Annotated in this window: 22 protein-coding genes and 1 pseudogene; 12 read left to right on the top strand and 11 right to left on the bottom strand. The window is 63.7% G+C overall.

What is annotated here, in order from left to right; all coding sequences use genetic code 11:
* The first annotated feature begins 17 nt into the window (after window positions 1-17).
* On the top strand, window positions 18-743 hold the full coding sequence (locus tag OEZ71_RS05710; RefSeq protein WP_263738943.1) for a glutathione S-transferase family protein: 726 nt from the start codon (window positions 18-20) through the stop codon (window positions 741-743).
* Here the strand turns inward: OEZ71_RS05710 and OEZ71_RS05705 are convergent.
* Window positions 740-1,264, bottom strand: a complete 525-nt coding sequence (locus OEZ71_RS05705) for a GFA family protein (RefSeq protein WP_263738942.1) — start codon at window positions 1,262-1,264, stop codon at window positions 740-742. The two genes, OEZ71_RS05710 and OEZ71_RS05705, sit on opposite strands and share 4 nt — an antisense overlap.
* Before the next feature lie 229 nt (window positions 1,265-1,493).
* The gene (locus tag OEZ71_RS05700; RefSeq protein ID WP_263738941.1) at window positions 1,494-3,992 is read right to left on the bottom strand and encodes a GcvT family protein; all 2,499 of its coding nucleotides are present in this window, start codon (window positions 3,990-3,992) and stop codon (window positions 1,494-1,496) included.
* Window positions 3,993-4,194: 202 nt separating this feature from the next.
* Between OEZ71_RS05700 and OEZ71_RS05695 the strand changes: the two genes are divergently transcribed.
* Window positions 4,195-5,169, top strand: coding sequence for a quinone oxidoreductase family protein (locus OEZ71_RS05695; protein WP_263738940.1), 975 nt, complete (start codon window positions 4,195-4,197; stop codon window positions 5,167-5,169).
* A gap of 87 nt (window positions 5,170-5,256) precedes the next feature.
* Here OEZ71_RS05695 and OEZ71_RS05690 read toward each other — a convergent pair whose 3' ends face one another.
* Together OEZ71_RS05690 and OEZ71_RS05685 are read right to left on the bottom strand one after the other, a co-directional pair.
* Window positions 5,257-6,501 (bottom strand): hypothetical protein, encoded by a 1,245-nt coding sequence (locus OEZ71_RS05690; RefSeq protein ID WP_263738939.1) that lies wholly within the window; start codon window positions 6,499-6,501, stop codon window positions 5,257-5,259.
* A 112-nt stretch (window positions 6,502-6,613) separates the two neighbouring features.
* Window positions 6,614-7,600, bottom strand: a complete 987-nt coding sequence (locus OEZ71_RS05685) for a 2-hydroxyacid dehydrogenase (RefSeq protein ID WP_263738938.1) — start codon at window positions 7,598-7,600, stop codon at window positions 6,614-6,616.
* Window positions 7,601-7,730: 130 nt separating this feature from the next.
* On the opposite strand from OEZ71_RS05685, the gene OEZ71_RS05680 reads away from it, so the two are divergent.
* Complete coding sequence (locus OEZ71_RS05680; protein ID WP_263738937.1) at window positions 7,731-8,255, top strand: SH3 domain-containing protein; 525 nt, start codon at window positions 7,731-7,733, stop codon at window positions 8,253-8,255.
* A gap of 40 nt (window positions 8,256-8,295) precedes the next feature.
* Here the strand turns inward: OEZ71_RS05680 and OEZ71_RS05675 are convergent, their stop codons facing one another.
* The 3 genes from OEZ71_RS05675 to OEZ71_RS05665 form a co-directional block, all read right to left on the bottom strand.
* Window positions 8,296-9,294: an Lnb N-terminal periplasmic domain-containing protein gene (locus OEZ71_RS05675; RefSeq protein ID WP_263738936.1), complete on the bottom strand. Its 999-nt coding sequence runs from the start codon at window positions 9,292-9,294 to the stop codon at window positions 8,296-8,298.
* 105 nt (window positions 9,295-9,399) lie between these two features.
* Window positions 9,400-10,044 carry a hypothetical protein gene (locus OEZ71_RS05670; RefSeq protein WP_263738935.1) on the bottom strand — a complete coding sequence of 215 codons (645 nt, stop codon included), beginning with the start codon at window positions 10,042-10,044 and terminating at the stop codon, window positions 9,400-9,402.
* A gap of 22 nt (window positions 10,045-10,066) precedes the next feature.
* A complete protein-coding gene (locus OEZ71_RS05665) occupies window positions 10,067-10,603 on the bottom strand; it encodes a DUF2141 domain-containing protein (RefSeq protein WP_263738934.1) in 537 nt (178 codons plus the stop codon).
* A gap of 126 nt (window positions 10,604-10,729) precedes the next feature.
* Here OEZ71_RS05665 and OEZ71_RS05660 point away from each other — a divergent pair, with 126 nt between their 5' ends.
* On the top strand, window positions 10,730-11,563 hold the full coding sequence (locus OEZ71_RS05660; RefSeq protein WP_263738933.1) for a LytTR family DNA-binding domain-containing protein: 834 nt from the start codon (window positions 10,730-10,732) through the stop codon (window positions 11,561-11,563).
* Between the two features lie 59 nt (window positions 11,564-11,622).
* Here the strand turns inward: OEZ71_RS05660 and OEZ71_RS05655 are convergent, their stop codons facing one another.
* Window positions 11,623-13,101: an NAD-dependent succinate-semialdehyde dehydrogenase gene (locus OEZ71_RS05655; protein ID WP_263738932.1), complete on the bottom strand. Its 1,479-nt coding sequence runs from the start codon at window positions 13,099-13,101 to the stop codon at window positions 11,623-11,625.
* Between the two features lie 190 nt (window positions 13,102-13,291).
* On the opposite strand from OEZ71_RS05655, the gene OEZ71_RS05650 reads away from it, so the two are divergent.
* The 3 genes from OEZ71_RS05650 (at window position 13,292) to OEZ71_RS05640 (ending at window position 18,250) form a co-directional block, all read left to right on the top strand.
* The gene (locus tag OEZ71_RS05650; RefSeq protein WP_263738931.1) at window positions 13,292-14,095 is read left to right on the top strand and encodes an alpha/beta hydrolase; all 804 of its coding nucleotides are present in this window, start codon (window positions 13,292-13,294) and stop codon (window positions 14,093-14,095) included.
* 234 nt (window positions 14,096-14,329) lie between these two features.
* Entirely contained in the window at window positions 14,330-15,595 is a 1,266-nt protein-coding gene (gene lysA, locus OEZ71_RS05645; protein WP_263738930.1) for a diaminopimelate decarboxylase, read from the top strand.
* A 45-nt stretch (window positions 15,596-15,640) separates the two neighbouring features.
* The gene (locus OEZ71_RS05640; RefSeq protein WP_318527803.1) at window positions 15,641-18,250 is read left to right on the top strand and encodes a TIGR02302 family protein; all 2,610 of its coding nucleotides are present in this window, start codon (window positions 15,641-15,643) and stop codon (window positions 18,248-18,250) included.
* Window positions 18,251-18,268: 18 nt separating this feature from the next.
* Here OEZ71_RS05640 and OEZ71_RS05635 read toward each other — a convergent pair whose 3' ends face one another.
* Window positions 18,269-19,204: a zinc-ribbon domain-containing protein gene (locus tag OEZ71_RS05635; RefSeq protein ID WP_263739012.1), complete on the bottom strand. Its 936-nt coding sequence runs from the start codon at window positions 19,202-19,204 to the stop codon at window positions 18,269-18,271.
* A 171-nt stretch (window positions 19,205-19,375) separates the two neighbouring features.
* On the opposite strand from OEZ71_RS05635, the gene OEZ71_RS05630 reads away from it, so the two are divergent.
* The 5 genes and pseudogenes from OEZ71_RS05630 (at window position 19,376) to OEZ71_RS05610 (ending at window position 22,846) form a co-directional block, all read left to right on the top strand.
* Complete coding sequence (locus OEZ71_RS05630) at window positions 19,376-20,047, top strand: cell division ATP-binding protein FtsE (protein WP_263738929.1); 672 nt, start codon at window positions 19,376-19,378, stop codon at window positions 20,045-20,047.
* Window positions 20,048-20,052: 5 nt separating this feature from the next.
* Window positions 20,053-20,949 (top strand): cell division protein FtsX, encoded by an 897-nt coding sequence (locus OEZ71_RS05625; protein WP_263739011.1) that lies wholly within the window; start codon window positions 20,053-20,055, stop codon window positions 20,947-20,949.
* On the top strand, window positions 20,946-21,683 hold the full coding sequence (locus tag OEZ71_RS05620) for a lysophospholipid acyltransferase family protein (RefSeq protein WP_263738928.1): 738 nt from the start codon (window positions 20,946-20,948) through the stop codon (window positions 21,681-21,683). Before OEZ71_RS05625 ends, OEZ71_RS05620 begins: the two co-directional genes overlap by 4 nt.
* 3 nt (window positions 21,684-21,686) lie before the next feature.
* A pseudogene (locus tag OEZ71_RS05615) lies at window positions 21,687-22,289 on the top strand (pyridoxamine 5'-phosphate oxidase family protein).
* Window positions 22,286-22,846 carry a DUF2585 domain-containing protein gene (locus tag OEZ71_RS05610; protein WP_263738927.1) on the top strand — a complete coding sequence of 187 codons (561 nt, stop codon included), beginning with the start codon at window positions 22,286-22,288 and terminating at the stop codon, window positions 22,844-22,846. The pseudogene OEZ71_RS05615 and the gene OEZ71_RS05610 overlap by 4 nt, the downstream one beginning before the upstream one ends.
* Window positions 22,847-22,858: 12 nt before the next feature.
* Here the strand turns inward: OEZ71_RS05610 and OEZ71_RS05605 are convergent, their stop codons facing one another.
* Window positions 22,859-23,818, bottom strand: a complete 960-nt coding sequence (locus OEZ71_RS05605) for an acetyl-CoA carboxylase carboxyltransferase subunit alpha (protein ID WP_263738926.1) — start codon at window positions 23,816-23,818, stop codon at window positions 22,859-22,861.
* 160 nt (window positions 23,819-23,978) lie between these two features.
* A complete protein-coding gene (locus tag OEZ71_RS05600) occupies window positions 23,979-24,935 on the bottom strand; it encodes an L-malyl-CoA/beta-methylmalyl-CoA lyase (protein WP_263738925.1) in 957 nt (318 codons plus the stop codon).
* Window positions 24,936-24,992: the final 57 nt, after the last annotated feature.

The following is a 24,992-nucleotide window of genomic DNA, read 5'->3' as shown; positions in this document are numbered from 1 at the left end:
CTGTAGTCTGAAAATTGTTGTTACAGAAAACACAGGCCGCGCTTGTCATGCTTGAACTACAATACACGGCCGGTTCACCCTACGCCCGCGCTGTCCGCATTCTGCTGCACGAGCTGAAGTTGGACTATGTGGGGTACGAACCCGAAGCAGCCCCGACGCCAACCCAACTCGGCGCGGATACACCGACGATGCAGGTGCCATCGCTTCGGGATGGCGAAGTCGTTCTCTGGGAAAGCGGCACCATTGCCGAATATCTTCTGCGCAAAGCCTCGCAACGCATTGATGAAAAACCGCAGCTTGCGGCGGCGTTATGGCGGCCAATGCAAGAATGGGAGGACAAACTCCTGTTTTCGACAATTCAAACACTGGGGACTGCAATCACGACAATATCCCAATTGACATGGACCGGCGTCACCGTTCGGGAAAACCCGCATCTGCAAAGGTGCGCCGAGCGTGCGCAGTGGATCCTGAAATGGCTTGAAGACAGATTATCCGACGACGCCCACGGGTTTTTTCCAGGTGCCTTATCGGTTCAGGACATCTTCCTAACCTGCCACATTCGGTTTGCTCAAGCACGACCACTCGGTCTGGAGTTCAATCTCGAAAAAATGCCAAAGTGCAGCGCATTGCTGGAACGAATGGACCAAAGAAATAGCTTTGTCGCCAATCCCATCTGGTGGTGGGATCCTGATGTCATTGGGTATTCTGGCGTTGGTAAACCGGTCTATGAAGCAAACCGCTAGGACTTCAGGTTATCCAGACGCTGGCGGCTTTCCGCCTTTAGTTCATCCGTCACCAGAGTGTGAGCATCGAAGACTAGTGGTTTGGACGCGACCCCTTCGGACTGCCAGTAATGAGCATCATAGATGTCAAAACCGGCGGGAAGCACAGTGCCCTTTGGCGCGGTACTGAGGAAGAAGTGAAGCGAATTTTCTTTGGACCGTTCAAACCAATCCTTGTCGTCGAAAGTTCCGGAATAGACGCCGACGATTGTCGGGAAGCGTTCGAACATCATATGCGTTTTGGTTCCGCATTTGGGGCAAAAGTGGATATCGATTTTTTTCCCGCTGCCTGAACTCGTGTGCTGATAGACGCTGGGTTCTCCGCGTTGCAGGTGAAAGTCTTGCCTCTCGAATATCGTTTCAACGAGATACGCACTTCCCGTCGCTCTCTGACAAAACTCGCAGTGGCAGTTGATGATATCACGAGGTTGCCCATCAACCGCGTATTCGATTTCACCACACAGACAACGCCCGGTATGCATTTCCGTCCCTTCCACGTTTGGATCGACCTAAGACCGAACTCCGCCTGACCGTACTGGCCATCTTCGCAAAAAAACACGCCCCCGCAAAGTATTGCGGGGGCGTTTGGACAGTCTGGTTCAGAAATCGGGGCTCCCGCCCCCTTGTCTCTCTTGCCTTAAATGCGCCGGGGATCGCCCATAGGCATGCTCGGTTTCGAGAGCCAATGGACGACGCTTAGCACCGCTCGGGTCAGCCGTTGACGCGGATGCGTTCGTTCGACGGGTCGAACGGGCTGTCCTCGACGACGACCGCATCCCATTCCTGACGCAGCATCCGCACCTTCAGCTTGGTGCCGACTTCCGCCAGCTCGGGGCTGACATAGCCCATGCCGATCTGCTTGTTGAACGCGACCGAGTAGCCGCCCGAGGTCAGACGGCCGACTTTCTTGCCGTCGACAAGAAGCGCCTCCTTGCCCCAAGGATCGGTGTCCGACGGTCCGTCGATCAGCACGGTGACGCATTTGAAGCGCACGCCGGTGTCGATCATCGCCTGCTTGCCCTGGAAGTCCTTCGAGAGGTCGATGAAGCGGTCGAGGCCAGCCTCGGCGGGCGTCGCGTCGCGGCCAAGCTCGGTGCCGAAGGCGCGGTAGCTCTTCTCCTGACGCAGCCAGTTCTGGGCGCGGGCGCCGACGAGCTTCATGCCGTGCTTCTCACCGGCCGCCAAGAGCAGATCCCAGAGGTAGCGTTGCATCTCGATCGGGTGGTGCAGTTCCCAGCCGAGTTCCCCGGTATAGGCCACGCGGATCGCGTTGACCGGGCACATGCCAAGCTCGATCTTGCGGGCCGAGAGCCAGGGAAAGCGCTTGTTCGACAGCGCGGTTTCCGGCTCGGCATCTTTGATGATCTCTTTCAGGATGTCGCGCGACTTCGGACCGGCGATGGCGAAGACGCCCCACTGGGTCGTCACGTCATGCATGTCCACATGCGCGCCGCCATTTGCGATGAAGTCCTCGATCGACTTCTTCAGGTAGTCGGCGTCATAGGCGGTCCAGGCCCCGGCGGAGACGAGGTAATAGTCGTTCTCGCCGTTCCGCACGATCGTGTATTCGGTTCGCGTCGTGCCGGTGGGGGTCAGCGCATAGGTCAGGTTGATACGGCCGATTTTCGGCAGCGCGTTGCAGGTGAACCAGTCGAGGAAGGCGGTCGCACCCGGGCCCCGCACGATGTGCTTGGTAAACGCCGTCGCGTCGATCAGACCGGCCGTTTCGCGGATCGCCTTGGCTTCGTCCACGGCATATTGCCACCAGCCGCCACGGCGGAAGCTGCGGGAATCGTGGTCGAACGATTCAGGCGCATCCTTCGGCCCGTAATAGTTCGGGCGTTCCCAGCCGTTCACCTGACCGAACTGCGCGCCAAGTGCCTTCTGGCGGTCATAGACCGGCGCGGTGCGCAGCGGGCGGCAGGCCTCACGCTCTTCGTCCGGGTGGTGCAGGATGAAGACGTGGTCGTAGCATTCCTCGTTCTTGCGCGCTGCATATTCGGTCGTCATCCAAGACCCGTAGCGCTTGGGATCGAGCGAGGCCATGTCGATCTCGGCCTCGCCCTCCACCATCATCTGGGCGAGGTAATAGCCCGTGCCGCCCGCAGCGGTGATCCCGAACGAGAAGCCTTCGGCCAGCCACATGTTGCGCAGGCCGGGTGCGGGGCCGACCAGCGGGTTGCCGTCCGGCGTGTAGCAGATCGGGCCGTTGAAATCGTCCTTGAGGCCCACGGTCTCGGACGACGGCAGACGGTGGATCATCGACATGTATTCTTCCTCGATCCGCTCCAGATCGAGCGGGAAGAGGTCGGCGCGGAAGCTGTCGGGAACGCCGTATTCAAAGCGCGCGGGAGCGCCCTTTTCGTAGGGCCCGAGGATCCAGCCGCCACGCTCTTCGCGCACATACCATTTGGCATCGGCATCGCGCAGAACCGGGTGCTCGGGGTTGTTCTTGCGGTATTCGACCAGCATCGGATCGGGCTCGGTGACGATGAACTGGTGTTCGACCGGGATCGCCGGGATCTTGATGCCCAGAAGTCTGGCGGTGCGCTGGGCGTGGTTGCCGGTCGCGGTGACAACATGTTCGGCACGGATCTCAGCGGTTTCTTCCGAGGCGACCAGGTTGCCGCCCTGTTCGACCATCTTGGTGATCGAGACGATCCACTCCGAGCCGGTCCACTTGTAGCCGTCGACCTGCCATTTGCGTTCGATCGTGACGCCATGCTGGCGTGCACCCTTGGCCATCGCCTGGGTCACGTCGGCGGGGTTGATATAGCCGTCCTGCGGGTGAAAGAGCGCACCCTTCAGGTCATCGGTGCGCAGGAGCGGCCAGCGCTCCTTCATTTCCTTCGGCGTCAGGAACTCGTGATAGACGTCACAGGTTTCCGCCACGGACGAATAGAGCATGTATTCGTCCATGCGGTCCTGTGTTTGCGCCATGCGCAGGTTGCCGACCACGGCAAAACCGGCATTGAGGCCGGTCTCGGCCTCAAGCGACTTGTAGAAGTCGACCGAGTACTTGTGGATATGCGTGGTGGCATAGGACATGTTGAAGAGGGGCAGAAGACCGGCCGCATGCCAGGTCGAACCCGAGGTCAGCTCGTCCCGCTCCAGCAGCATCGTATCCCAGCCTGCCTTGGCCAGGTGATAGGCGATCCCCGCTCCGACGGCACCGCCGCCGACGACAAGGGCTTTGACATGGGTTTTCATCGGGCCGACTCCTCGGGTGAAATTTCTGGCCCCTATCTGCCAGAGCCGGAAAAACGGGGAAATGTCAGCCCGACCTAAAGCAGAGGAAAAACGACATACCGGCCTGTCGCTGATGGACTTGACCGGAAATCCGGCGCAAAACCCCTCGACCCCGGGCATTCGCCTGCCTAGGGTCGTGCGGTGTCAACAAGAGGGGGCCGGGATGGCGCGGACGGTTGTGATCGAAGCTCATGGCGGGCCGGAAGTGATGAAGATCGTGGACCGTCCGGTCGGTGAACCGGGGCCGGGTGAGATCAGGATCGCGCATAAGGCCTGCGGGCTGAACTTCATCGACGTCTATCAGCGCGAGGGGCTTTACAAGCTTGCCTTGCCCGCCGCGCTCGGCATGGAGGCTTCCGGTATTGTTGAGGCGGTTGGCGAGGGCGTGATCCATCTCAAGCCCGGCGACCGCGCCGCCTATTCCAGCCAGCCGCCCGGCGCCTATTGCGAGGCGCGCGTCATGCCCGCCGCGCAGGTCTGTCCCCTGCCCGACAGCATTTCCTTCGAGGAAGGCGCAGCAATGATGCTGAAGGGGCTGACGGTCGATTACCTTTTCAACCGCACGACGCCCATAGCGAAGGGGGACTGGGTACTTTTCCACGCGGGCGCGGGCGGCGTGGGGCTGATCGCCTGCCAATGGGCGCGATCGGAGGGCATCAACCTGATTGCGACCGCCGGATCGGACGCGAAATGCCAGATGGCGCTCGACCACGGCGCCGTACACGCGATCAACTACCGGACCGAGGACTTCGCCAAACGGGTGCGTGAGATCACGGACGGGCGCGGCGTGGATGTGGTGATGGATTCGGTCGGCAAGGACACGTTCGAAGGCTCGCTCAATTCGCTCCGCCCGCTTGGCATGATGATCTCCTTCGGCAACGCCTCGGGGCCCGTGCCGCCGGTGGATCTCCTGGCGCTCGCCTCACGCGGATCGCTGAAGATCACCCGGCCGACGCTCTTCACCCATATCGCCGACCATGCGACCTGTCAGGAGATGGCCGGGAGGCTATTTTCCAAGGTCGCGTCCGGTTCGGTGCGGATCGAGATCGGCCAACGCTTCCCGCTTGATCAGGTCGCCGAAGCGCACCGTGCGCTTGAGGCGCGCATGACCACCGGATCGACGATCCTGACGCTTTAAAGCGTTTCGGGTTTTGTCTGAGACAACAAGTATCGGAATTCGAACGAAAAGGGTTCGAATTCCGATACCAAGTAAACCCGGAACGCCCTAATCGCCGATCGTGCAGCGCTTGGCAGAGCCAAGTTCGCTGCAGTTTCCGAATGTACCCCGGTTAACCTTCACCTCGGCCTGGGGCGCGGCTTCGGCCTTCGACGCGCCGCCACCGAACAGGCCGCTCAGCATCGACATGATGCCACCGCCACCAGTTGCCGGAGCTTCTGCTGCGGGAGCTTTCGCCGCCGCCTGCTGGATCTCTTGCGGCGCCTCTGGCTCGACTTCGGCTTTCTTTTCCTCGACCACGACCTGAGGAGCGGCAGCTTCGTCAAGCAACGCCTGACTCGCCGCTTCAAGGCGCGCCTTCGCGGTCTCATACTGCTCATCGTCGAGCCGCCCATGCCGACGGTTGATCTCCAGCGCCGCCATCTGCAAGTCGATATCGGCCGCGCGCGCCCTGATCCTTTGTTGCCGCGAAGCCTCTGCGACCCGGCGCTGTGCCTCTGCCTTCTGATCTTCTTCCGCGATTACGGGGGCGTCCGATCCGATGCCCGGCAGCGGTTCGGTCAGCATCGCATTCAGCCGGTCATAGTCGATCAGGTTGAGCAACGTCAGGACATCCCCGTCTTCTGCCAGCGACCGCACCGAAACGCGCAGTTCCTTTCCGATCTGCCCGGTGATGACCTTGTGGTCACGCTCCATGGCTTGTGCGCCGAAAAGACCGAGTTCCTCGCGGTAGGTGACGCCCTTTACAATCGCATAACCATTCTTGCCGGACATCGCCTCGATATTGTTGGCAGCCATCTGCATCGCCATCCCGCTGAAACCACCGGGTTCCGGCGCAAGACGGGTCAATCGCATCGCAATGACCGCGCCGGGTTTCTGGTAGACATAGACCTCGCTTGCATCCTGTGCATCGACCATCGCCTTGCCGGCAGAGCTGAGCGCCTTGAGCACAGGATCATTTTTCAATTCGTCGGGCGCGAAATCGTCCTTCTGCAGGTCGTACCGCCCGCCGAACAGCGCCTCGGCCCCGGCATCCCAGTCGGTCCGGGTCCAGCCCTCGGGGGCCTCCGGCAGGTGGTCGCGCGGATCCATGCCGCGCAGGCGGTTGCGCTCCGTCTCGGCCGCAAGAGCGGCCTGATGGTCGCCAAAGCGGTCCGAAATCGTCTTCAGATAGTCTGTCGCCCCGAACGCGCCCGGTGTGCTTTCCGCCCGGCGCGCTTGATTGACATAGTCCACGGCCCCGACGGCGATCACGGCCAAGGCGACGAATGCGCCAAGAAAAACCTTGGACATGGCTGCTCCGTTAAATCAATTCGATCAACGGTTTCGCAGCCGAACACGACCGAAATGTGACCTCAGCCTGAAGAAAATGTGTGTCAGGCTCATCGGCCGGCGAAAAGGCGTGTCAGAGCATCGACGGCACCACCAGATCGGGCGGACGATGGCCGTCGGCGAAGGTCTTGATGTTGATGATCACCTTCTCGCCCATCTCGGTCCGACCTTCGACCGTGGCCGAGCCCATATGCGGCAGAAGGACGACATTCGGCAGCGCCCTGAGCCGGGGATTGATCTCATGCCCGTGCTCGAAGACGTCGAGACCTGCGCCCGCAATCTCGCCCGCGCGCAGCATCCGCGTCAGGGCGTTTTCGTCGATCACCTCGCCGCGCGACGTGTTCACGATCACCGCACCGTCTTTCATCAGACGCAGGCGGCGGGCGTTCATCAAGTGGAAGGTTGCGGGCGTATGCGGGCAGTTGATCGACAGCACATCCATCCGGCTGACCATCTGATCGAGACTTTCCCAATAGGTGGCCTCAACCTCGGCTTCCTGTTCCGGGCGCAGGCGTTTGCGGTTGTGGTAGTGGACCTGCATGCCGAAAGCATGGGCGCGCCGCGCCACCGCCGTCCCGATCCGACCCATGCCGAGAATACCCAGACGCCGTCCGCCGACGCGCCCGCCCATGAAGGCTGTCGGCGCCCAGCCTTGCCAGTTGCCTGACTGCATCACGGCCAGCCCCTCGGGAATGCGGCGGGTGACGGCAAGGATCAGCGCCATTGTCATGTCGGCGGTATCTTCGGTCACAACGCCCGGCGTGTTCGATACCAGAACCCCCCGCTGTCGGGCGGACTGAACGTCGATATGGTCAATGCCCGCGCCATAGTTTGCGATCAGCTTCAGCTTGTCGCCCGCCTGCGCCAGAAGGTTCGCGTCGATGTGATCGGTCACGCAGGGAACGATCACATCGGCGCGGCGCATCGCGGCGGCAAGCTCATCGCGGCTCATCCGTGTGTCGGGATCGCGCAGTTCGACATCGAACAATTCCTTCATCCGGGTCTCGACGACCTCGGGCAAGCGTCGCGTGACGACAACACTCAGACGCTGTGATCCCATCGGATGCTCTCCTCTCTTCCAAACCGGCGTTTCTCTTGGCAAAGTATGGGCGCAACGGGGCGGGCCACAAGCCCCGAATGACAGCGCCCTTCAGGCTTGGGCGAAAAACGGGCAGACGATGCAGGCAGGCATGACCAAGTCACACAAGTTTCGGGCGTTTCTTGCCCAGATCGCACTTTGCGCCGGGCTGGTAGCGCCCGCCTTCGCGGCTCCGAACGGTGACGGCGCCCGAGGCCCCGTCACCAACCTGCCGCTGCCGCGTTTCGTGTCGCTGAAGGCCGCCGAGGGCAATGTGCGGCGCGGCCCGAGCCTCAGCCACCGCATCGACTGGGTGTTCCGCCACCGCGACATGCCGCTTCTCGTGACGGCTGAGTTCGGTCACTGGCGCCGGGTCGAGGATCAGGAGGGGCAGGGTGGCTGGATCTATTACAGCCTGCTTTCCGGTTCACGCACCGTCAGCGTCGCAACCGACCGGGCCGCTCTGCGCAGCCGCCCCGATCCCGAGGGGCCGGTGGTCGCCGAGGCCGTGACCGGCGTGATCGGGCGCCTTGGCGAATGCGGGCCTGACTGGTGCCGGATCGCGGCAGGCGGCACGAAGGGCTGGGTCGAGAAGACCGCGCTTTGGGGCGTGGCGCGCGACGAATTGCGGGAATGACGCCCGAAGATATCGCCTGCGCCTGACGCGTTTTGGATATTCACTGCCCTGAGCGAATCCAGTCCGAGAAATTGGCGCCTGCAGGCACCTCTTGTGCCCACGCGGTAATCGCGCCGCGGCTGCGACGCTCGCTCATCGCGATCTCATCGCGCAGCCCGCCAATCTCGTCGAGGTATTCGGGCAGAAGCCCTGACTTCACCAGCCGGATATCGATCGGCATTTCGGGCGCGACCAGTTTCGCGAGTTGATAGACCGTCGTCGTGCAATTGTCGGTGATCGTGTTGTAGAATTCAGGGCGTTCGGCCAGCGCGTTGCCGAAACTTGCATAGGTCAGGAACATCTCGCGCATCCGGGCCTGATCCAGCCGGACCGGATAGAGGCGCACGTCTTCCTTACGGTGATTTGTCCGCAACCTGACGATATCGTTTTCCTCGGCCGCGATCAGCACCAGTTCGAATTTTCGGAAGAAGCCGCCGAGAATTTCGAACTCCTCATCCGCCTCGCGCCGGATCTCGACCGAGAAGACGACATGCTGGCCATCGCCGAAGCCGAAGCTGACCAGAAGATGGGCGATGTCGGGATTGTCCCAGACCGAGGTGAACATGTCGATGCTGTCGAGCTTCGTCAGATCATAGTGCCGCCTGCCCCAGTGTTCTTCGGCCCTGTCGCGATCCTGCCAATCGAAGGCACGGATATTGTGCAATGTGACCTGGTCGCCCGATATCTCTGCGGTGACACCACGTGCGACATCGGCGGCCCAGTCGCGGTCGTTCGAAGGTTGGATGGTCATGTACCAGCCCCCGATAGTCACCGCGATGAGCGCGAGGCCCGCCCAACCCGCCCGCCGTGACCGGAAGCGCAGGGCAAGAGTGGCCAAAGCGGCGGCGATCAGCGCGGCCTCAAAGGCAATCAGAAGGGCACCCGAGAAGTGAACCGACAAGGCCGCAGCGGCCCAGGCGGTGGCGCTAAGTGTCAGGACGACAAAGCCCGCAAGGGCGGCAAGGCGCAGGAAACGGGCGCGGCGGGATGGTTGGGTCATGGGGCATCCGTACACAAAGAATGACCGCCGGGCGAGGGGTCCGACGGTCCACAATGTCACGCGGCCTTTCAGTGGCCGACTTGCCGCAGCACCCTGCCACAACGTTTAACCCTGCAGCACATCTTGCGCATCCGCCGTCACTGACCAACCACGCCGTATCGCGTGAATACCGACCGCCATCAGCGCCAGACCGAAACCCGCCGCCGTCAGACGCGCCAGTGCCAGACCACCAACTGGGCTTAGTCCGATACCGAAGGCCATTGCGGTCAACGCCAGCGCGAGCCCGACAAAGCGTGGGACGACGCCAATCCTCAGCCAAACAATGCCGAGCATGGCGTAACCGGCAACAGTCAGAAGCCCGGCCAGCGGGAAGAAAATCGCCACCGGCCCCATTGCGTCACCTGCGCCGTGATCCTGAATGACTTCCGGATAGTTGACGGCAAGGAAAGGCGCGATCAGTACCTCGTAATAATCCAGCCCGAAGATCATCATCATCCCGACGAAGAGCATCACAAACCCTGTCAGGCCGAGCTCTCCAGCCATGAGGGCGGTCGGGGCATAAAGGGCCGTCGTGCCCAGAAGCCCGAGCACCAGCGAAAGCGCGAAAAGCGCGTGAATGATAATCCAGCCCGACGACGCGATCGTCTCTGCGCTCATGTGATGTGGATGCGCGACGTAGGAATAGCCGAGTGCGGCCCCGGACAGGATCAGCCCGGCGGCCCCGGCGCGCGTGATGGAAGCGAGTGTCATGGTAAGTCCTTTCATTGATGGATCAGATTGGCAGGCGAAGGCCACGGAACTTTCGGTAAAGTGCCAGCCCGCCGAAGATCGCCATCAGAGCCGGGAGTCCGATCAGCATCATCTGCGAAACAGCCGCGAAGACGTTCATGCGCAGGTGGATGTCCTGCCGGGCGGGAGCCTGGCCGACATCAAACGCGACCTCCTCCCATTGCGGCAGGCCAAGACTCGTCCAGGCGCCATTTGAATAGCCGTAAGGTTCCTGCGGCAGGCCAAGGAACGGACGGTTGAGCTCGTCATCTTCGTCCCCGTCATGGTGCGCGATGATCGCGTAGCGGCCGGACGGAATGTCGTCCGCAGTCCAGACCGCGCGACCATCGTGGATCGGCACCGAGACGATGCGCGCCACCGGTATCTCGCCGCGATAGCCTGCTTCACCCTCCATCAGGACGATGCGGGCCATGCCGGAACTGTCCGCAAATCCGGTGATGGTCAGGTTGATTTCACCGGCCGCCAGCGGCAGTGCGGTCGCAAGTGCCAGTATCAGACCCGGAATAAGTGATTGATTCATCTGTTGTCCTTTCATGTGCGTCGTGGCGACGACATGACTGCTGCGGACCCGCCCGGATTTCGAGCACGAGTTCGTCAGATGAGAAGGTTGTTTCGCGAAACCGGGCGATGGTACGCTTCGCGAAGCGTGAACCGTGACGGGATATCCCCGCGATCCGGTGCTGCGGGACCGCTTGGAAGCGTCGCGCTGCGCTATGTGATTGCGATTGCGGCGACTGCGGCCCTCATGGTCTGGCAGGCGGGCGATGCAGTGCGCGCGGGGTCCGACCTGACCGACCTGACGCTTTTCTGGACGGTTTCGGTGACCGCCGGGTGGTTGCAGATGATCCTGATCGCGCGCGGTGTGCGTGCCTCATTCGGGGCGGATCGTTACCCCGGCTGGAGCCTGCTCATCGCCTCGTCCCTCATCGGAGCCGTACCTTTGACCTTCGAAGTGCGTTGGCTGGTGGAAAGCATCGTCGCCCCGCGCGCGGGCTTGCCGCCGCCATGGGTGACCTATCTGAACGTCACTGTCATCAATACGGTCTTCTCGCTCATCCAGTATGTGTTCATCGAACGCTGGCCGCTGCTGAACCGCGTGGCGTCCGAAGCCGCGCCGCGTTTCCCAGATCACCCCGAAACACCGCTATCCGGCGCGCCGGAATTGCCTGCGGTCAACCTGCTCCGCCGACAGCCCGAAGGCGTCAATGGCGTCATCCGTTTCCTGCAAATGGAAGATCACTATCTGCGCGTTCATACCGACGAGGGCAGCGGACTTGTCCTTTACCGGATGAGCGACGCGGCGGAGGATCTTGCCGGTACGGACGGCATGCAGGTTCACAGATCATGGTGGGTTTCACGCGCTGCGGTCGAAGACGTGCGGCTGGAAAACCGCAAGCGGACAATCGAGACGAAATCCGGCGTCGAGATTCCGGTCGGCCGGTCGTTCGAACCGGCGCTTCGAAAGGCGGGGTGGTTCTGAGCCACTGAAATGCAAACGGGCGGGGTGGTCCCCGCCCGTTCTGTATATCACTACCGGTATCAGACCGACAGGCAGATGTACTTCATTTCCAGATAGTCCTCGACACCGTGATGGCTGCCCTCGCGGCCGAGGCCGGACTGCTTGACGCCGCCGAACGGGGCGACTTCGGTCGAGATGAGGCCGGTATTGACGCCGACCATGCCGTATTCCAGCCCTTCCTGCACCCGCGTGATGCGGCCGATGTCGCGGGCGTAGAAATATGAGGCAAGGCCGAAGATCGTGTTGTTGGCGAGCTGGATCACTTCCTCTTCTGTGTCGAATTTGAAGAGGGGGGCGAGGGGGCCGAAGGTCTCTTCGGTCGAAACCTTCATCGCGGGCGTGATGCCGGTGACGACGGTCGGTTCAAAGAACGTGCCACCAAGGGCGTGGCGCTTGCCGCCCGTGACGACCTTGCCGCCGCCCGCCAGCGCGTCGGCGATATGTTCCTCGACCTTCTCGACAGCCGACTCGTTGATCAGCGGGCCAGTGGTCACTCCGTCCTTCAGCCCGTCGCCCACGTTCAGCTTGGCGACGGCGGCCGACAGCTTCTCGGCAAAAGCATCGTAGACGCCCGCCTGCACATAGATGCGGTTGGCGCAGACGCAGGTCTGACCGTTGTTGCGGAACTTGGAGATCATCGCGCCCTCGACCGCCTTGTCGAGATCGGCGTCGTCAAAGACGATGAACGGCGCGTTGCCGCCAAGCTCCATCGAGCATTTCATCACCTGATCGGCCGCCTGACGCAGCAGGATGCGGCCAACCTCGGTCGAGCCGGTGAAGGTCAGCTTGCGCACTGCGTGGTTCTCGCAGAATTCCTTGCCGATGGCCGAAGATTTCTTCGAGGTGATGACCGAGAAGACACCCGCAGGCACTCCGGCGCGCTCGGCCAGCACTGCCATGGCGAGCGCCGACAGGGGCGTCTCGGCAGCGGGGCGCGCGACAAAGCCGCAGCCTACGGCGAGCGCGGGGCCCGCCTTGCGGGTGATCATGGCGTTGGGGAAGTTCCACGGCGTGATCGAGGCAGCGACCCCGATCGGCTGTTTGATGACGGTGATGCGCTTGTCACGCTGATGGCCGGGGATCGTCTCGCCATAGATGCGCTTGGCTTCCTCGGCGAACCATTCGATGAACGAGGCGCCATAGACGACCTCACCCTTGGCCTCGGCCAGCGGCTTGCCCATCTCCGCGGTCAGGATCGCGGCAAGGTCATCGGCATTCTCGACCATCAGGTCATGCCACTTGCGCAGGACCGCAGCGCGTTCCTTGCCGGTGCGGGCGGCCCATTCGTGGCGCGCCTTGTCGGCGGCGGCGATGGCGCGCGCGGTTTCGGCGCGGTCAAGATCGGGGACGGAACAGATCACATCGCCACGGGCGGGGTTGATCACCTCGAACGTCGCGCCGTCATCGGCGTCAATCCATTCGCCCGCGACATAGGCCTTGGTCGCCAGAAGCGTCGGGTCCTTCAGAAGGGCGCGGAGGTCGGTGACGGAATCGAGCATGGGAATCTCCTTTCTCAGAACCGGCCGGGCCGGGACGGTCGTTGTTATGCCCGCGAGGGGGCGGAATGCAAACTTAAAATATTCATCACCCGCAGAAAATTTTGATCGCCTGTCGGGTTTCGCACGCGGAAAACCGCCGGCATTGCAAAAACTGCCAAAGAGCGCGATGCATGGCGGCGGAGGACCGACCATGCGCTATGACGATGCCTTTGCGAATGGCAAATATATCGAGGGGGCCGAGGCCTATCCGCCGCTTTGGGCGGAAAAGGCTGCACAGTTCCGTGCGGCGCTGGGCGCACGGGCCCGGCTTGGCCTGCCCTATGGCACGGGTGAGCGGAACTGGTTCGACCTCTTCCTGCCCAAGGGGAAGCCCGAGGGGCTTCTGGTCTTCATCCATGGCGGCTACTGGCGCGCCTTCAGCCCGCGCGATTTCTCGCATCTCGCCGCCGGGTCCACCGCGCGCGGCTGGGCCTGTGCGATGCCCGCCTACACTCTGGCCCCCAACGCACGGATCAGCGCCATCACCGCCGAGATTGCCGCGAGCCTGAACGTCATGGCGGCAGAGGTGGCGGGTCCCATCGTCATGACGGGGCATTCGGCGGGCGGTCACCTCGCCGCGCGGATGGTGTGCCGCGATATCGCGCTGCACGACGCCGTCGCCGCATGCCTCGCCCGTTCCGTGCCGATCTCCCCCCTGACCGACCTGCGCCCGCTAATCGAGACCGCTATGAATGACGACTTCCGGCTAACCCGTGCCGAGGCGGCAGCCGAAAGCCCCGCGCTTCTGACGCGCCGTTCCGGTGTGCCGGTTCATGTCTGGGTCGGCGGCGCCGAACGCCCCGCCTTCCTCGATCAGGCCCGCAGGCTCGGCAATGCCTGGGCCTGTCCGGTGACGATCGATGCCGGGCGGCACCATTTCGACGTGATCGAGGGGCTGGAAGCACCGGATACCCCGCTGATGATGGCATTGAGCGGTGCGACCCTTACCCACTAGAAGTCGAGCCGCCCAGTTCGGCCCTGTTTCGATTATCCGCGTCGCCGGTTATTGCCCATTTTCCGGTGCCTTCGGCTCGATTGCGGGCGGAGAGTGCTATTCCCCACGCGGCGGCTTTGTTCCCGCGGCGGAGAGGCAAACTGAAGCATCGGTGCGGCGGGGAATGGCTTTCCTTGGTCCTCTCGATGTTCTACATCGGCGCCGATGGGGGACGCTGTGTAAGGCTCTGACGACATGGATCACTTCCTTTACCGCGACGGCGCGCTTCATGCCGAGGACGTGGCGATCGCCGAGATTGCCGCTTCGGTCGGGACGCCCTTCTATGTCTATTCGACGGCCACGCTGACCCGGCATTACAAGCTCTTTGAGGAAGCTCTGTCGCCCCTGCCGCATCTCATCTGTTTCGCGATGAAATCCTGCGGCAACCTGTCGGTCGTAAAGACGCTCGGCGCGCTTGGCGCGGGCGTCGATGTGGTGTCCGTCGGCGAATATCTGAAGGCAAAGGCCGCGGGCGTTCCGGGCGAGCGGATCGTCTTTTCCGGCGTCGGCAAGACGCGGGATGAAATGCGGATCGCGCTGGAAGGCGGCATCCGCCAGTTCAATGTCGAAAGCGAGCCTGAGCTTTTCGCGCTGAGCGAGGTTGCATCGTCGATGGGCCTGACCGCGCCGATCACGATCCGGGTCAATCCGGATGTCGATGCCAAGACCCATGAAAAGATCGCGACCGGCAAGAAGGAAAACAAGTTCGGCATTCCGATCAGCCGCGCCCGCGAGGTTTATGCCGAGGCGGCACGCCTGAAGGGGATCGATGTCGTCGGCATCGACGTGCATATCGGCTCGCAGCTTGTCGATCTGGTGCCCTTCGAGGAGGCGTACCTGAAGGTCGCCGAGCTTACCCGGCAACTTCGCGCCGACGGCCATGACATCCGCCGGCTCGACCTCGGCGGCGGTCTTGGCATTCCCTATGAGCGGTCGAACGCCGCGCCGCCCTTGCCCCTCGACTACGGCGCGGTGATCAAGCGCACCGTGGGCGATCTGGGTTGCGAGCTGGAGATTGAGCCGGGACGGCTGATTTCCGGTAATGCGGGCCTTCTGGTGAGCAAGGTCATCTATGTGAAGTCGGGCGAGGAGCGGGATTTCCTGATCCTCGACGCGGCGATGAATGACTTGATCCGCCCGTCGATGTATGGCGCGCATCACGACATCGTCCCGGTGGTGGAGCCTGCCCCGGCGACCCTGCCGCAGCCCTATGACATCGTCGGGCCGGTCTGCGAAACCGGCGACACCTTCGCCAAGCAGCGCGCCCTGCCGCCGATGCGAGCGGGCGATCTGGTGGCGTTCCGGTCGGCCGGCGCTTACGGCGCGGTCATGGCCTCGGAGTACAATATGCGCCCCCTCGTGCCCGAAGTGATGGTGCACGGGGATCAATTCGCCGTAATCCGTGCCCGTCCCACCTATGACGAGATGATAAACCGCGATAGCATGGCCCCATGGCTTTAGCGCGCAATCCCGCGTGCTGGCCCGGAACGGAGGCCGGCAACCGGCGTGAGAAAGGTCAGAGCCCTTCCACATGAGGCGCTGAGGCGTCTCAAATGGCCCGTGCGCATCACGCGGGCCGGGATGGCGGCTGAACGGATCACGCGGGGTTTCTGGCCGGTCTGGACGATCCTCTTCACTGTCATTGCCGCCTTGGCGCTGGGCCTGCATGACACGTTGCCGGTCGAGGCGGTGTGGATCGGCGGCGTTCTGGCGCTGGGCGGGCTTGGCTGGGCGCTCGTCAGAGGCATACGCGACTTCCACTGGCCCACCCGCGCAGAGGCGCTGGAGCGGCTCGATCTTGCGATGCCGGGACGCCCGATCGCAGCGTTGCAGGACAGTCTGGCGCTTGGGCATGAGGACAAGGGTTCGACCGCGGTCTGGCGCGCCCATGTCGCGCGGATGGCGGAACGAGCCGTGGGCGCAAGACCGCCGGTCCCCGACCTGCGCGTGTCGCGCCGCGACCGTTTCGCGCTGCGCTACGCGGCGCTTACGGCCTTTATCATCGCGCTTCTTTTCGGCTCGCTCTGGCGGGTGGCCGAGGTGCCGGCACTCGCCCGGCCTGGCAAGGCCGTCGATGTGGCGGGCGGGCCGTCATGGGAAGGGTGGGCCGAGCCGCCACCCTATACCGGTCTTCCGAGCCTTTACCTCAACACCATCACCGATGAGACGATCCATCTGCCGGAAGGCACAAGGATCACCTTGCGCCTTTACGGCGCGGCGGCGGATCTGGCTGTCGAGGAGACGGTGTCGGGCCGGGTGCCGGAGCCTGCGCCGGACGATGCGGGCGCGGAGCCTGCTGCGCTCGATACCGTGCGCGCGGTGGAGTTCGAGGCGGTCGCGAATGGCCGCCTGACCATTTCGGGCGAGGGCGGACGTGCGTGGAATGTGACGATCCTGCCCGACGAGCCACCGATGGTCGAGATCGCGGGCCGGATCATGAAAGAGGCCGATGGCCGTATGACGCAGCCGTTCATTGCCAATGACGATTATGCGGTTACGTCGGGCCGTGCCGTGATCGAACTGGACTTCGATGCGATTGACCGCCGCTATGGTCTGAGCGCCGAGCCCGAGGCACGCGATGTGCTGATTTTTGACCTGCCGATGCCGATTTCGGGCGACCGCAAGGAATTCAGCGAGGCGCTGGTGGAGGATGCGTCGAAGCATCCCTTCGCCAATCTGCCGGTGAAGATGACCTTCGAGGTCACCGATGGCCGCAACCAGACTGGGCGGAGCGCAACGGAAACGCTGCTTCTGCCGGGGCGCACCTTCTTTGACCCGGTTGCGGCGTCGCTGATCGAACTCAGGCGCGACCTGCTTTGGACCCGCGACAATGGCAGGCGCACCAGCCAGGTCCTGCATGCGCTGACCCACAAGCCCGAGGGGCTGCTGAGGAACGAACGGGCGTTCCTGATGATCCGGGTCGCGATGCGGCGGCTGGACGGGGCGCTGGGACAGGGGCGGCTGAGCGTCGAGATGCGCGATGAACTGGCCGAGGCTTTGTGGAACATCGCCGAACTGATCGAGGATGGCGGGCTCGCCGATGCGCTGGAACGGATGCGGCAGGCGCAGGAGCGGTTGTCGGAGGCGATCCGCCGCGGTGCCTCGCCCGACGAGATCCAGCAGTTGATGGACGAGCTTCGGCAGGCGACCGACGACTATATCCGCAAGCTGGCGGAAAACATGGAGCGTCAGGGCACTGACGAGCCGGGCCAGCAGCAGGCAGAGAACAATCAGTCGATCACCGGCGACCAGATCCAGCAGATGATGGACGAGATCCAGCGCCTGATGGAAGAAGGCCGTATGGCCGAGGCGCAGGAGCTTTTGGAGCAATTCCAGCGGATGATGGAAAACCTGCGGGTGACCGAAGGCCAGAACGGCGAGGGTCAGCAGGGGCCGGGCGGCAAGGCGATGGAGGGTCTGCGCCAGACGCTGAGGGATCAGCAGGGCCTGTCGGACGAGGCGTTCCGGCGGTTGCAGGAGCAGTTCGGCCAGCAGGGCGAGGGCCAGCAGCAGGGGCAGGAGGGTCAGCAGGGCCAGAACCAGTTCGGTCAGCAGGACGGTGAGAGCGGTGAAGGCGACGACCCCAACGGAATGGCGCGAGGCGACGGTATGGGTCGCGACGGCCTTGCTGAGCGCCAGCAGGCGCTGCGCGAGATGCTGCGGCGGCAGGAAGAGGGCCTGCCCGGCCTGCCCTCAGAAGATGGCGGTGCGACGCAGCGATCGCTGGACCGCGCGGGCCGGTCGATGGACGGCGCCGAACAGGCCTTGCGTGACGGCAATCTTGCTGAGGCGCTGGAACGTCAGGCCGAGGCGATCGAGAGCCTGCGTGAAGGATTGCGCAGTCTTGGCGAGGCTTTGGCCCAGAACCAGTCGCAGCAACCGGGGCAGCAGGGCGAGACATTTGGCGCGACAGGGCCGGATGGGACGCGCGACCCGCTGGGTCGCCCAACCTATGGTGTCAATCCTGAGATCACCGGGCGCGGATATATCGGCGAGGATGGCGACGTCTATGGTCGTGCCCGCGATCTGCTGGACGAGATCCGCCGCCGGTCGGGCGAGCAGTCTCGTCCGTCGGATGAGCTTGATTATCTCAAACGTCTGATGGACCGATTCTGATCCGGTCGGGGCACCGGATCAGGAAGCGTCGCCCTTGATCGCGGCTGTCAGCGTTTGCATCTGGCCGTCCAGCCAGACCCGCGCCGCGTTCACCGCCTCGACATAGGCTGAAAGTGCCGGTTCGAGCGCCGGAACCGATTGCGCCAGCGTCGGGGCCAGAACGTAAAGTCCAAGCGCAAGGGCGGCAATCAGAACGGCCAGCGAGAAGCCGCGGCGGAAGCCCGAGCGCTGCCTGACGGCCATCGCCTCGGGTGCGTCGCGGGCGGCGGCTTCGTCGCCGCGTTCCGAAGTGGCACGCAGGGTCGAGTTGATTTCCTCGATATCGGGAAGCAATTCGCGCCGGGAGGCGCGCGATGTCAGCGCATCGTCGTCAAGATCGTCCTCATCGCCGCGGACCCGCACGACACGGTCGCGCACCGGTTCGGTGGCGGCTGCCGCCGTTGCAGCGGCGACGGCAAGGCCGAGATCGGGCTGGGTTTCCAGCGCCGCGCTTTCGGATTTGCGAGCCCTTGTCTCGCGCTCGGCCTCTTCCTTGAGAACGCCACGCACGGCGTCGTCGAGTGTGCGGCGGCGCAATTCGCCTTCGGGGGCGGCGGGGACAGGCATTTCTTCGGCTGTGTCCGGTGTCGCCTTGTCGTCATCGGGCGCGTCGTCTTCTGACGCGCTGGGGGCATCGTCTTGTTCGGTCTCGTCGGGGGTATCGTCCGGCTCGGTCGTCGGTTCGGGTACTGCGACTTTTTCTTCGACGGGCGGCGGTGCGCTCGGCGCTTGCGCAGCGGGTTTCTGCGGCGCCGGTTCCGCGATCTTTACAGGCGCCGGCGTCGTCAGTTTCAGCGAAGCTTGCTGAAACCACGCATGTCCGCAATTCGAGCACTGGACATCCCGGCCCGTCTCGGGGATGACGCTGTCGTCCACCTCATATTGTGCACCACAGCTCGGGCATATCAAACGCATGTCGTTCCCACCGATTTCGCCAGCCACAATCGCGGCCCATGTGACCGCTTCGTCATTATTGTTGGCCATTTGTAGCAAGCAAAGGCGCAGGCTCCAAGTCTTGATGCTGCAGCGCGGGATTTCCCTGCAAGGTGATGCAGCGGCGACTCGGCAGAACATGTGTGTTCTACGATGATTGCGTTCGACGATGTCAGCTATGGGTATGGCGGTACGCCGCTGTTGCGCGGGATTTCCTTGCGGCTGACGCCGGGGTCGTTCCATTTCCTGACCGGTCCCTCGGGCGCGGGCAAGTCGACCTTTCTGAAACTTTGCTACGGCGAGTTGATGCCGGTTGACGGCAAGGTCTCGCTGATCGGGCAGGACCGCGCGGCGATGTCGCGCGACGATATTGCCCGGCTGAGGGGGCGGATCGGGGTTGTGCATCAGGATTGCCAGTTCCTCGACCATCTTCCGGTGGCCGAGAACGTGGCGCTGCCCCTGACCGTGGCCGGGCGCGAGGCCGATGCTGGAGAACTGCGCGAGCTTCTGTCCTGGGTCGGCCTTGGATCGCGGGCACGGGCCCTGCCGCCGTCGCTGTCGGGCGGCGAACGCCAGCGCGCGGCTTTGGCTCGTGCGGTCGTCCTGTCGCCCGACCTCCTGCTGGCCGATGAGCCCACCGGCAATCTCGACTGGGAGATGTCGCTGAGGCTTCTGACGCTCCTCAGCGAGTTGAACCGGATGGGCAAGACCATCGTGATCGCGACCCATGATCTGAACCTGATCCGGGCCGCCAAGCCGATGGTCTCTGCCCGGGTGCTGCGGATCAAGGACCGCCAGATCATTCATGCGGGGGCAGAGCTGTGAGCGCCATGATGATCCGCCTGAAGTTGCTCGCCGGTGGCGAGGGCAGCAGTGACCGGGTGGTTCCGCCCTCGGGCGCGCCCGCGATCCTGACGATTGCCTCGGCCGCTGCGATGGCCTTCCTTGCCGTCTTCGCGCTGGCGTTGTCGTTGGCCGCCGGACGGCTGGCCGAGCGCTGGTCCGAGGCCCTGTCGCAGGGCGCGACGGTGCGCATCTCCGCCCCGACGGGTGAGATGGAAGCCAAGACCGCGCGCGTTCTGGCAATTCTGGCCGAAACGCCCGGCATCGCGTCGGCCCGGGCCCTGGAGCCGTCCGAGATGCAGGCGCTGATCGCGCCGTGGTTCGGGCCCGACCTGCCGGTTGACAGCCTGCCGATCCCGCAACTGGTGGAGATCGCCGAGGAGGGGCAGGGTTTTGATGCCGAGGGGCTACGGCTCCGGCTGTCGGCGGAAGTGCCCGAAGCGGTGATCGACGATCATCAGGGCTGGCGGAGGCCGCTGGTCGCGGCGGCGGGGCGGCTGCGGCTGCTGGGGTTCCTCTCCATCGTCCTGATCGGCGGGACGATGGCCGCAATGGTGACGCTGGCGGCCCGTTCAGCGCTGGCCGCGAACGGGCAGGTGATCCGGGTGCTGCGCCTTGTCGGCGCGCGCGATACCTTCATCGTTCGCGCTTTCGTCCGCCGGTTCACGCTGCGCGCCGTCGTCGGGGCGCTGGCCGGGACGCTGGCCGGGATGGCCGCCGTAGCACTTCTGCCCGCCGCGTCTCAGGCGGGTGGGTTCCTGACCGGGCTCGGGTTCAGCGGGGCGGGTTGGCTCACGCCGCTGGCAATTCCCGCCCTGACCGCTATCGTGGCCTTTGTCGCGACCCGCGCGGCGGCGTTCCGCAGCCTCAGGGAGGTTCAATGAGACTGCTCCTGCAATACGTCCTGTCGCTGATCTTCATCGTGCAGATGTATCTGGCGATGGTGGTCTATGCGCTTTTCTGGACGCCTTTCGTGATCTTCCGGCGCGAGGCGGCCTTTGATGCGGTTCATGCCTATTGCCGCTGGGTCCGCGCCTCGGCTGCGCTGCTGGTCGGGCTGAAATCCGAAATTCGCGGCGAGGTCCCAGAAGACGAGGTGCTGATCGGTGCGAAGCACCAGAGTTTCTTCGACATCATCCTGATCGTCTCGGTCGTACCGAGGCCGAAATTCATCATGAAGAAGGAGCTTCTCTGGGCGCCTATCGTAGGCTGGTACGCAAAAAAACTTGGCTGCATTCCTGTTGATCGTGGCAAGCGCGGACAGGCGGTCAAGCGCATGGTGGCGGATGTGAAGGCGGGGCGGGCCTGGCCGGGGCAGCTGATCATCTATCCGCAGGGCACGCGTGTCGCGGCGGGGGCGACACGGCCCTACAAGGTGGGCGTCGGCGTCCTTTATTCCCAGCTTGGGCAGGATTGTGTGCCTGCTGCCACCAATGTCGGCGTCTTCTGGCCGCGCCATGGGCTGTTGCGCAAGCCGGGCCTTGCAGTCGTGGAGTTCCTGCCGCGCATCCCGGCAGGGCTTACGGTCGAGGAATTCATGGACCGGATCGAGCCCGAGGTAGAAGGCGCTTCGAACCGTCTGATGGCAGAGGCGGGGTTCGTCGGTCAGGAGGGCTGAAGGGTGCAGGCGATCACGTCCGTCGAGGAACTGGAGCGCCACTAGGGAACGCCCGCACAGGCCTCGCTCGTGAAAGTCGCGCGGTTGATGACCCCGACCTATCGCACATGGATCGGTCGGTCGTGGCTCTGCATCCTTTCGACCGTCGGCCCCGAGGGCACCGATGCCAGCCCGCGCGGCGATGATGGTCCGGTGGTGCGCGAGATCGATCCGGGTACGCTGGCCTTGCCCGACTGGAAGGGCAACAACCGCATCGACAGCCTGCGAAATATCGTCCGCGACCCGCGCGTGAGCTTGATGTTCCTCGTCCCCGGCTCTGACAACGTGATCCGGGTCAACGGCACGGCACGGGTCACGGCGGACGAGGCCTTGCGCGAGAGTTTTGCGCGGGATGGCAAAAGCCCCCGCACCGTGATCCTGATCGCCATCGGGGAGATATATTCGCAATGCGCCCGCGCGCTGATGCGCGCAGGTACTTGGAGCGGCGATCAGTCCGAGGGCCTGCCGACCATCGGCGACATGCTGGCCGAGATGAGCCGGGGCGCCATCGACGGGGCGGCCTATGACGCGGAATGGCCGGGACGGGCGCAGGAGTCGCTGCGGTGAGCCGCGACCGGTTGCCCTATGTGCTGACCGCCTTCGCCGTTTTGGCTGCCGCGGCGGTGCTTCTTGCGATGGGGCGCGTGCCGATCTGCACCTGCGGCTATATCAAGCTGTGGCACGGCGAGACGATAAGCAGCGAAAACTCGCAGCATCTGACCGACTGGTACACGCCATCGCATCTGCTGCACGGGCTGATCTTTTACGCCGCGCTGTCGCCTCTGGCCGTGCGTCTGGCAGTCGGCTGGCGGCGTCTCATCGCGACAATTGTCGAATGCGCATGGGAGATCGCGGAGAACACCAATGCGGTCATCGAGCGCTACCGCGAGGTGACGATCTCGCTCGACTATTACGGCGACAGCGTGATCAATTCGGTCTTCGACATTTTTGCAATGATCGCGGGGTTCTGGCTCGCCCGGCGCATTCCGGTTCGCGCGAGCGTCGCGATCCTTCTGGGGTTCGAGTTGTTGACCGCCTATGTGATCAGCGACGGGCTGGCGCTGAACGTTCTCATGCTGGTCTATCCGCTGGACGCCGTGCGAATGTGGCAGGGCGGGCTTTAAGAGAGCCGGGCCTCAGGCCGCGAGGCCCTTGGCGCCCATGGCGAGGAACTTGTCGCGGCGGTCCTTGACCAGTTCGGCCGGTTTCTTGCCCGACAGCTCCTTCAGCATCTCGCCAATGGCCTTGCCGACACTTTCGATGGCGTCCTTGCGCATGCGCTGGGCGCCGCCAAGGGGTTCCGCGATGATCCGGTCGATGACGCCGAGCTTGTGCAGGTCCTGCGCGGTCAGGCGCAGCGCATTCGCGGCCTCGCGCATGCGCTCGGCATCCTTCCACAGGATCGACGCGCAGCCTTCGGGCGTGATCACCGAATAGATTGAATGTTCCAGCATCGCGATACGGTTGGCCGAGGCGAAAGCCACAGCCCCGCCCGATCCGCCCTCGCCGATGATCACCGAGATCAGCGGCACGCCGATCTCAAGGCATTTTTGGGTAGAACGCGCGATGGCCTCGGATTGCCCGCGTTCCTCGGCGCCCTTGCCGGGATAGGCGCCGGGCGTATCGACAAGCGTGATCACCGGCAGGCCGAAGCGGTGGGCGAGGTCCATCAGGCGGATGGCTTTGCGATAGCCCTCGGGCCGCGCCATGCCGAAATTGCGTTCGATCCTAGTCTTGGTGTCAGAGCCCTTTTCCTGCCCGATGACCATCACCGGCTGGTCGTTGAAGCGGGCAAGACCGCTCATCACCGCATGGTCATCGGCAAAGTTGCGATCGCCCGCGAGAGTCGTGAACTCGGTGAAAAGCGCGTCGATATAGTCCTTGCAATGCGGCCGGTCCGGGTGGCGCGCGACCTGGCATTTCCGCCAGGGGTCAAGGTTCTTGTAAAGGTCCTTCAGAAGGTCCGCCGCCTTCTTGTCGAGCGCGGCCGCCTCCTTGGCGACATCCATCCCCTCATTCTTGCGCGCCAGCGCCCGAAGCTCCTCGGCCTTGCCTTCGATCTCGGCCAGCGGCTTTTCAAATTCGAGGTAATTCATCCCGCACTCCCTGAAGGGTCACGGCCTATATGCCGCCCGGTCGGGCGATTTGCAACGGGGCAGGCCGGGTCTGGCGCCTGACCGCTCCTGCTTCTTCTGTTCCGGAAATACTCGCGGGGTGAATTGGCCGAAGGCCAAGAGGGGGCGGCGAGCCCCCTTTTCAGCCTGCGATCATTTCTGATTGCCGCACGATCACCTCGGCCTGCTTGATCGAGGCGATATCCACGAGCCGCCCCTTATAGACGGTCGCGCCTTCGCCGCGGGCCTTGGCGGCTTCCATTGCGGCAAGGATTTCGCGGGCCTCGGTCACCTGTGCCTCAGACGGCGTGAAGACCTCGTTGCAGAGCGCGATCTGCTTGGGGTGAATCGCCCATTTGCCGACCATGCCGAGCGTGGCCGAGCGCCGCGCCTGCGCCAGAAAGCCCTCGTCATCGGAGAAATCGCCGAAGGGTCCATCGACCGGCAAGATGCCATGGGTGCGGCAGGCGGCGACGATGGCGGCCTGGGCCCAGTGCCAGGGATCGGACCAGTGCTTCTGTCCCTCGCGGTGCATGTAATAGTTTTCCTGGGTGCCGCCGATGCCTGTCGTCTGCATGCCCATGGAGGCGGCGAAATCGGCAGCGCCGAGGCTCATCGCCTGAAGCCGGGGAGAGGAGGCCGCGATTTCCTCGACATGGGCGATGCCGGCCGCCGATTCGATGATCACTTCCAGCGCGATGCGCTTCTTGCGGCCCTTCGCGGCCTCGATGGCGGTGACGAGGGCATCGACCGCGTAGACATCGGCGGCGCAGCCCACTTTCGGGATCATGATCTGGTCAAGCCGCTCGCCCGCCTGTTCCAGAAGGTCGACCACGTCGCGATACCAGTAGGGCGTGTCGAGCCCGTTGATGCGGACGCTGAGATGCTTGTTGCCCCAGTCGATATCGCCGATGGCCTGAATGATGTTCTTCCGCGCCTCGGGCTTGTCGTCGGGCGCCACCGAGTCCTCCAGATCGAGGTTGATTACATCCGCCGCCGATGCCGCCATCTTTTCAAAGATCGCGGGGCGCGATCCCGGGCCGAAGAGCTGGCAGCGGTTCGGGCGGGCAGGGGCGGCGGGCTGGAGGCGGAAGCTCATCGGCAGATCTCTCGGTAAGGAAGTTACGTTTGGCGTTACCGCTCGGATAGAATATTG

Origin of the sequence: Albidovulum litorale, from assembly GCF_025751495.1 — a bacterium.
GTDB lineage: Bacteria > Pseudomonadota > Alphaproteobacteria > Rhodobacterales > Rhodobacteraceae > Albidovulum > Albidovulum litorale.
The sequence above is the reverse complement of the archived record's forward strand: the minus strand, read 5'-3'. Positions and strand labels throughout refer to the sequence as shown.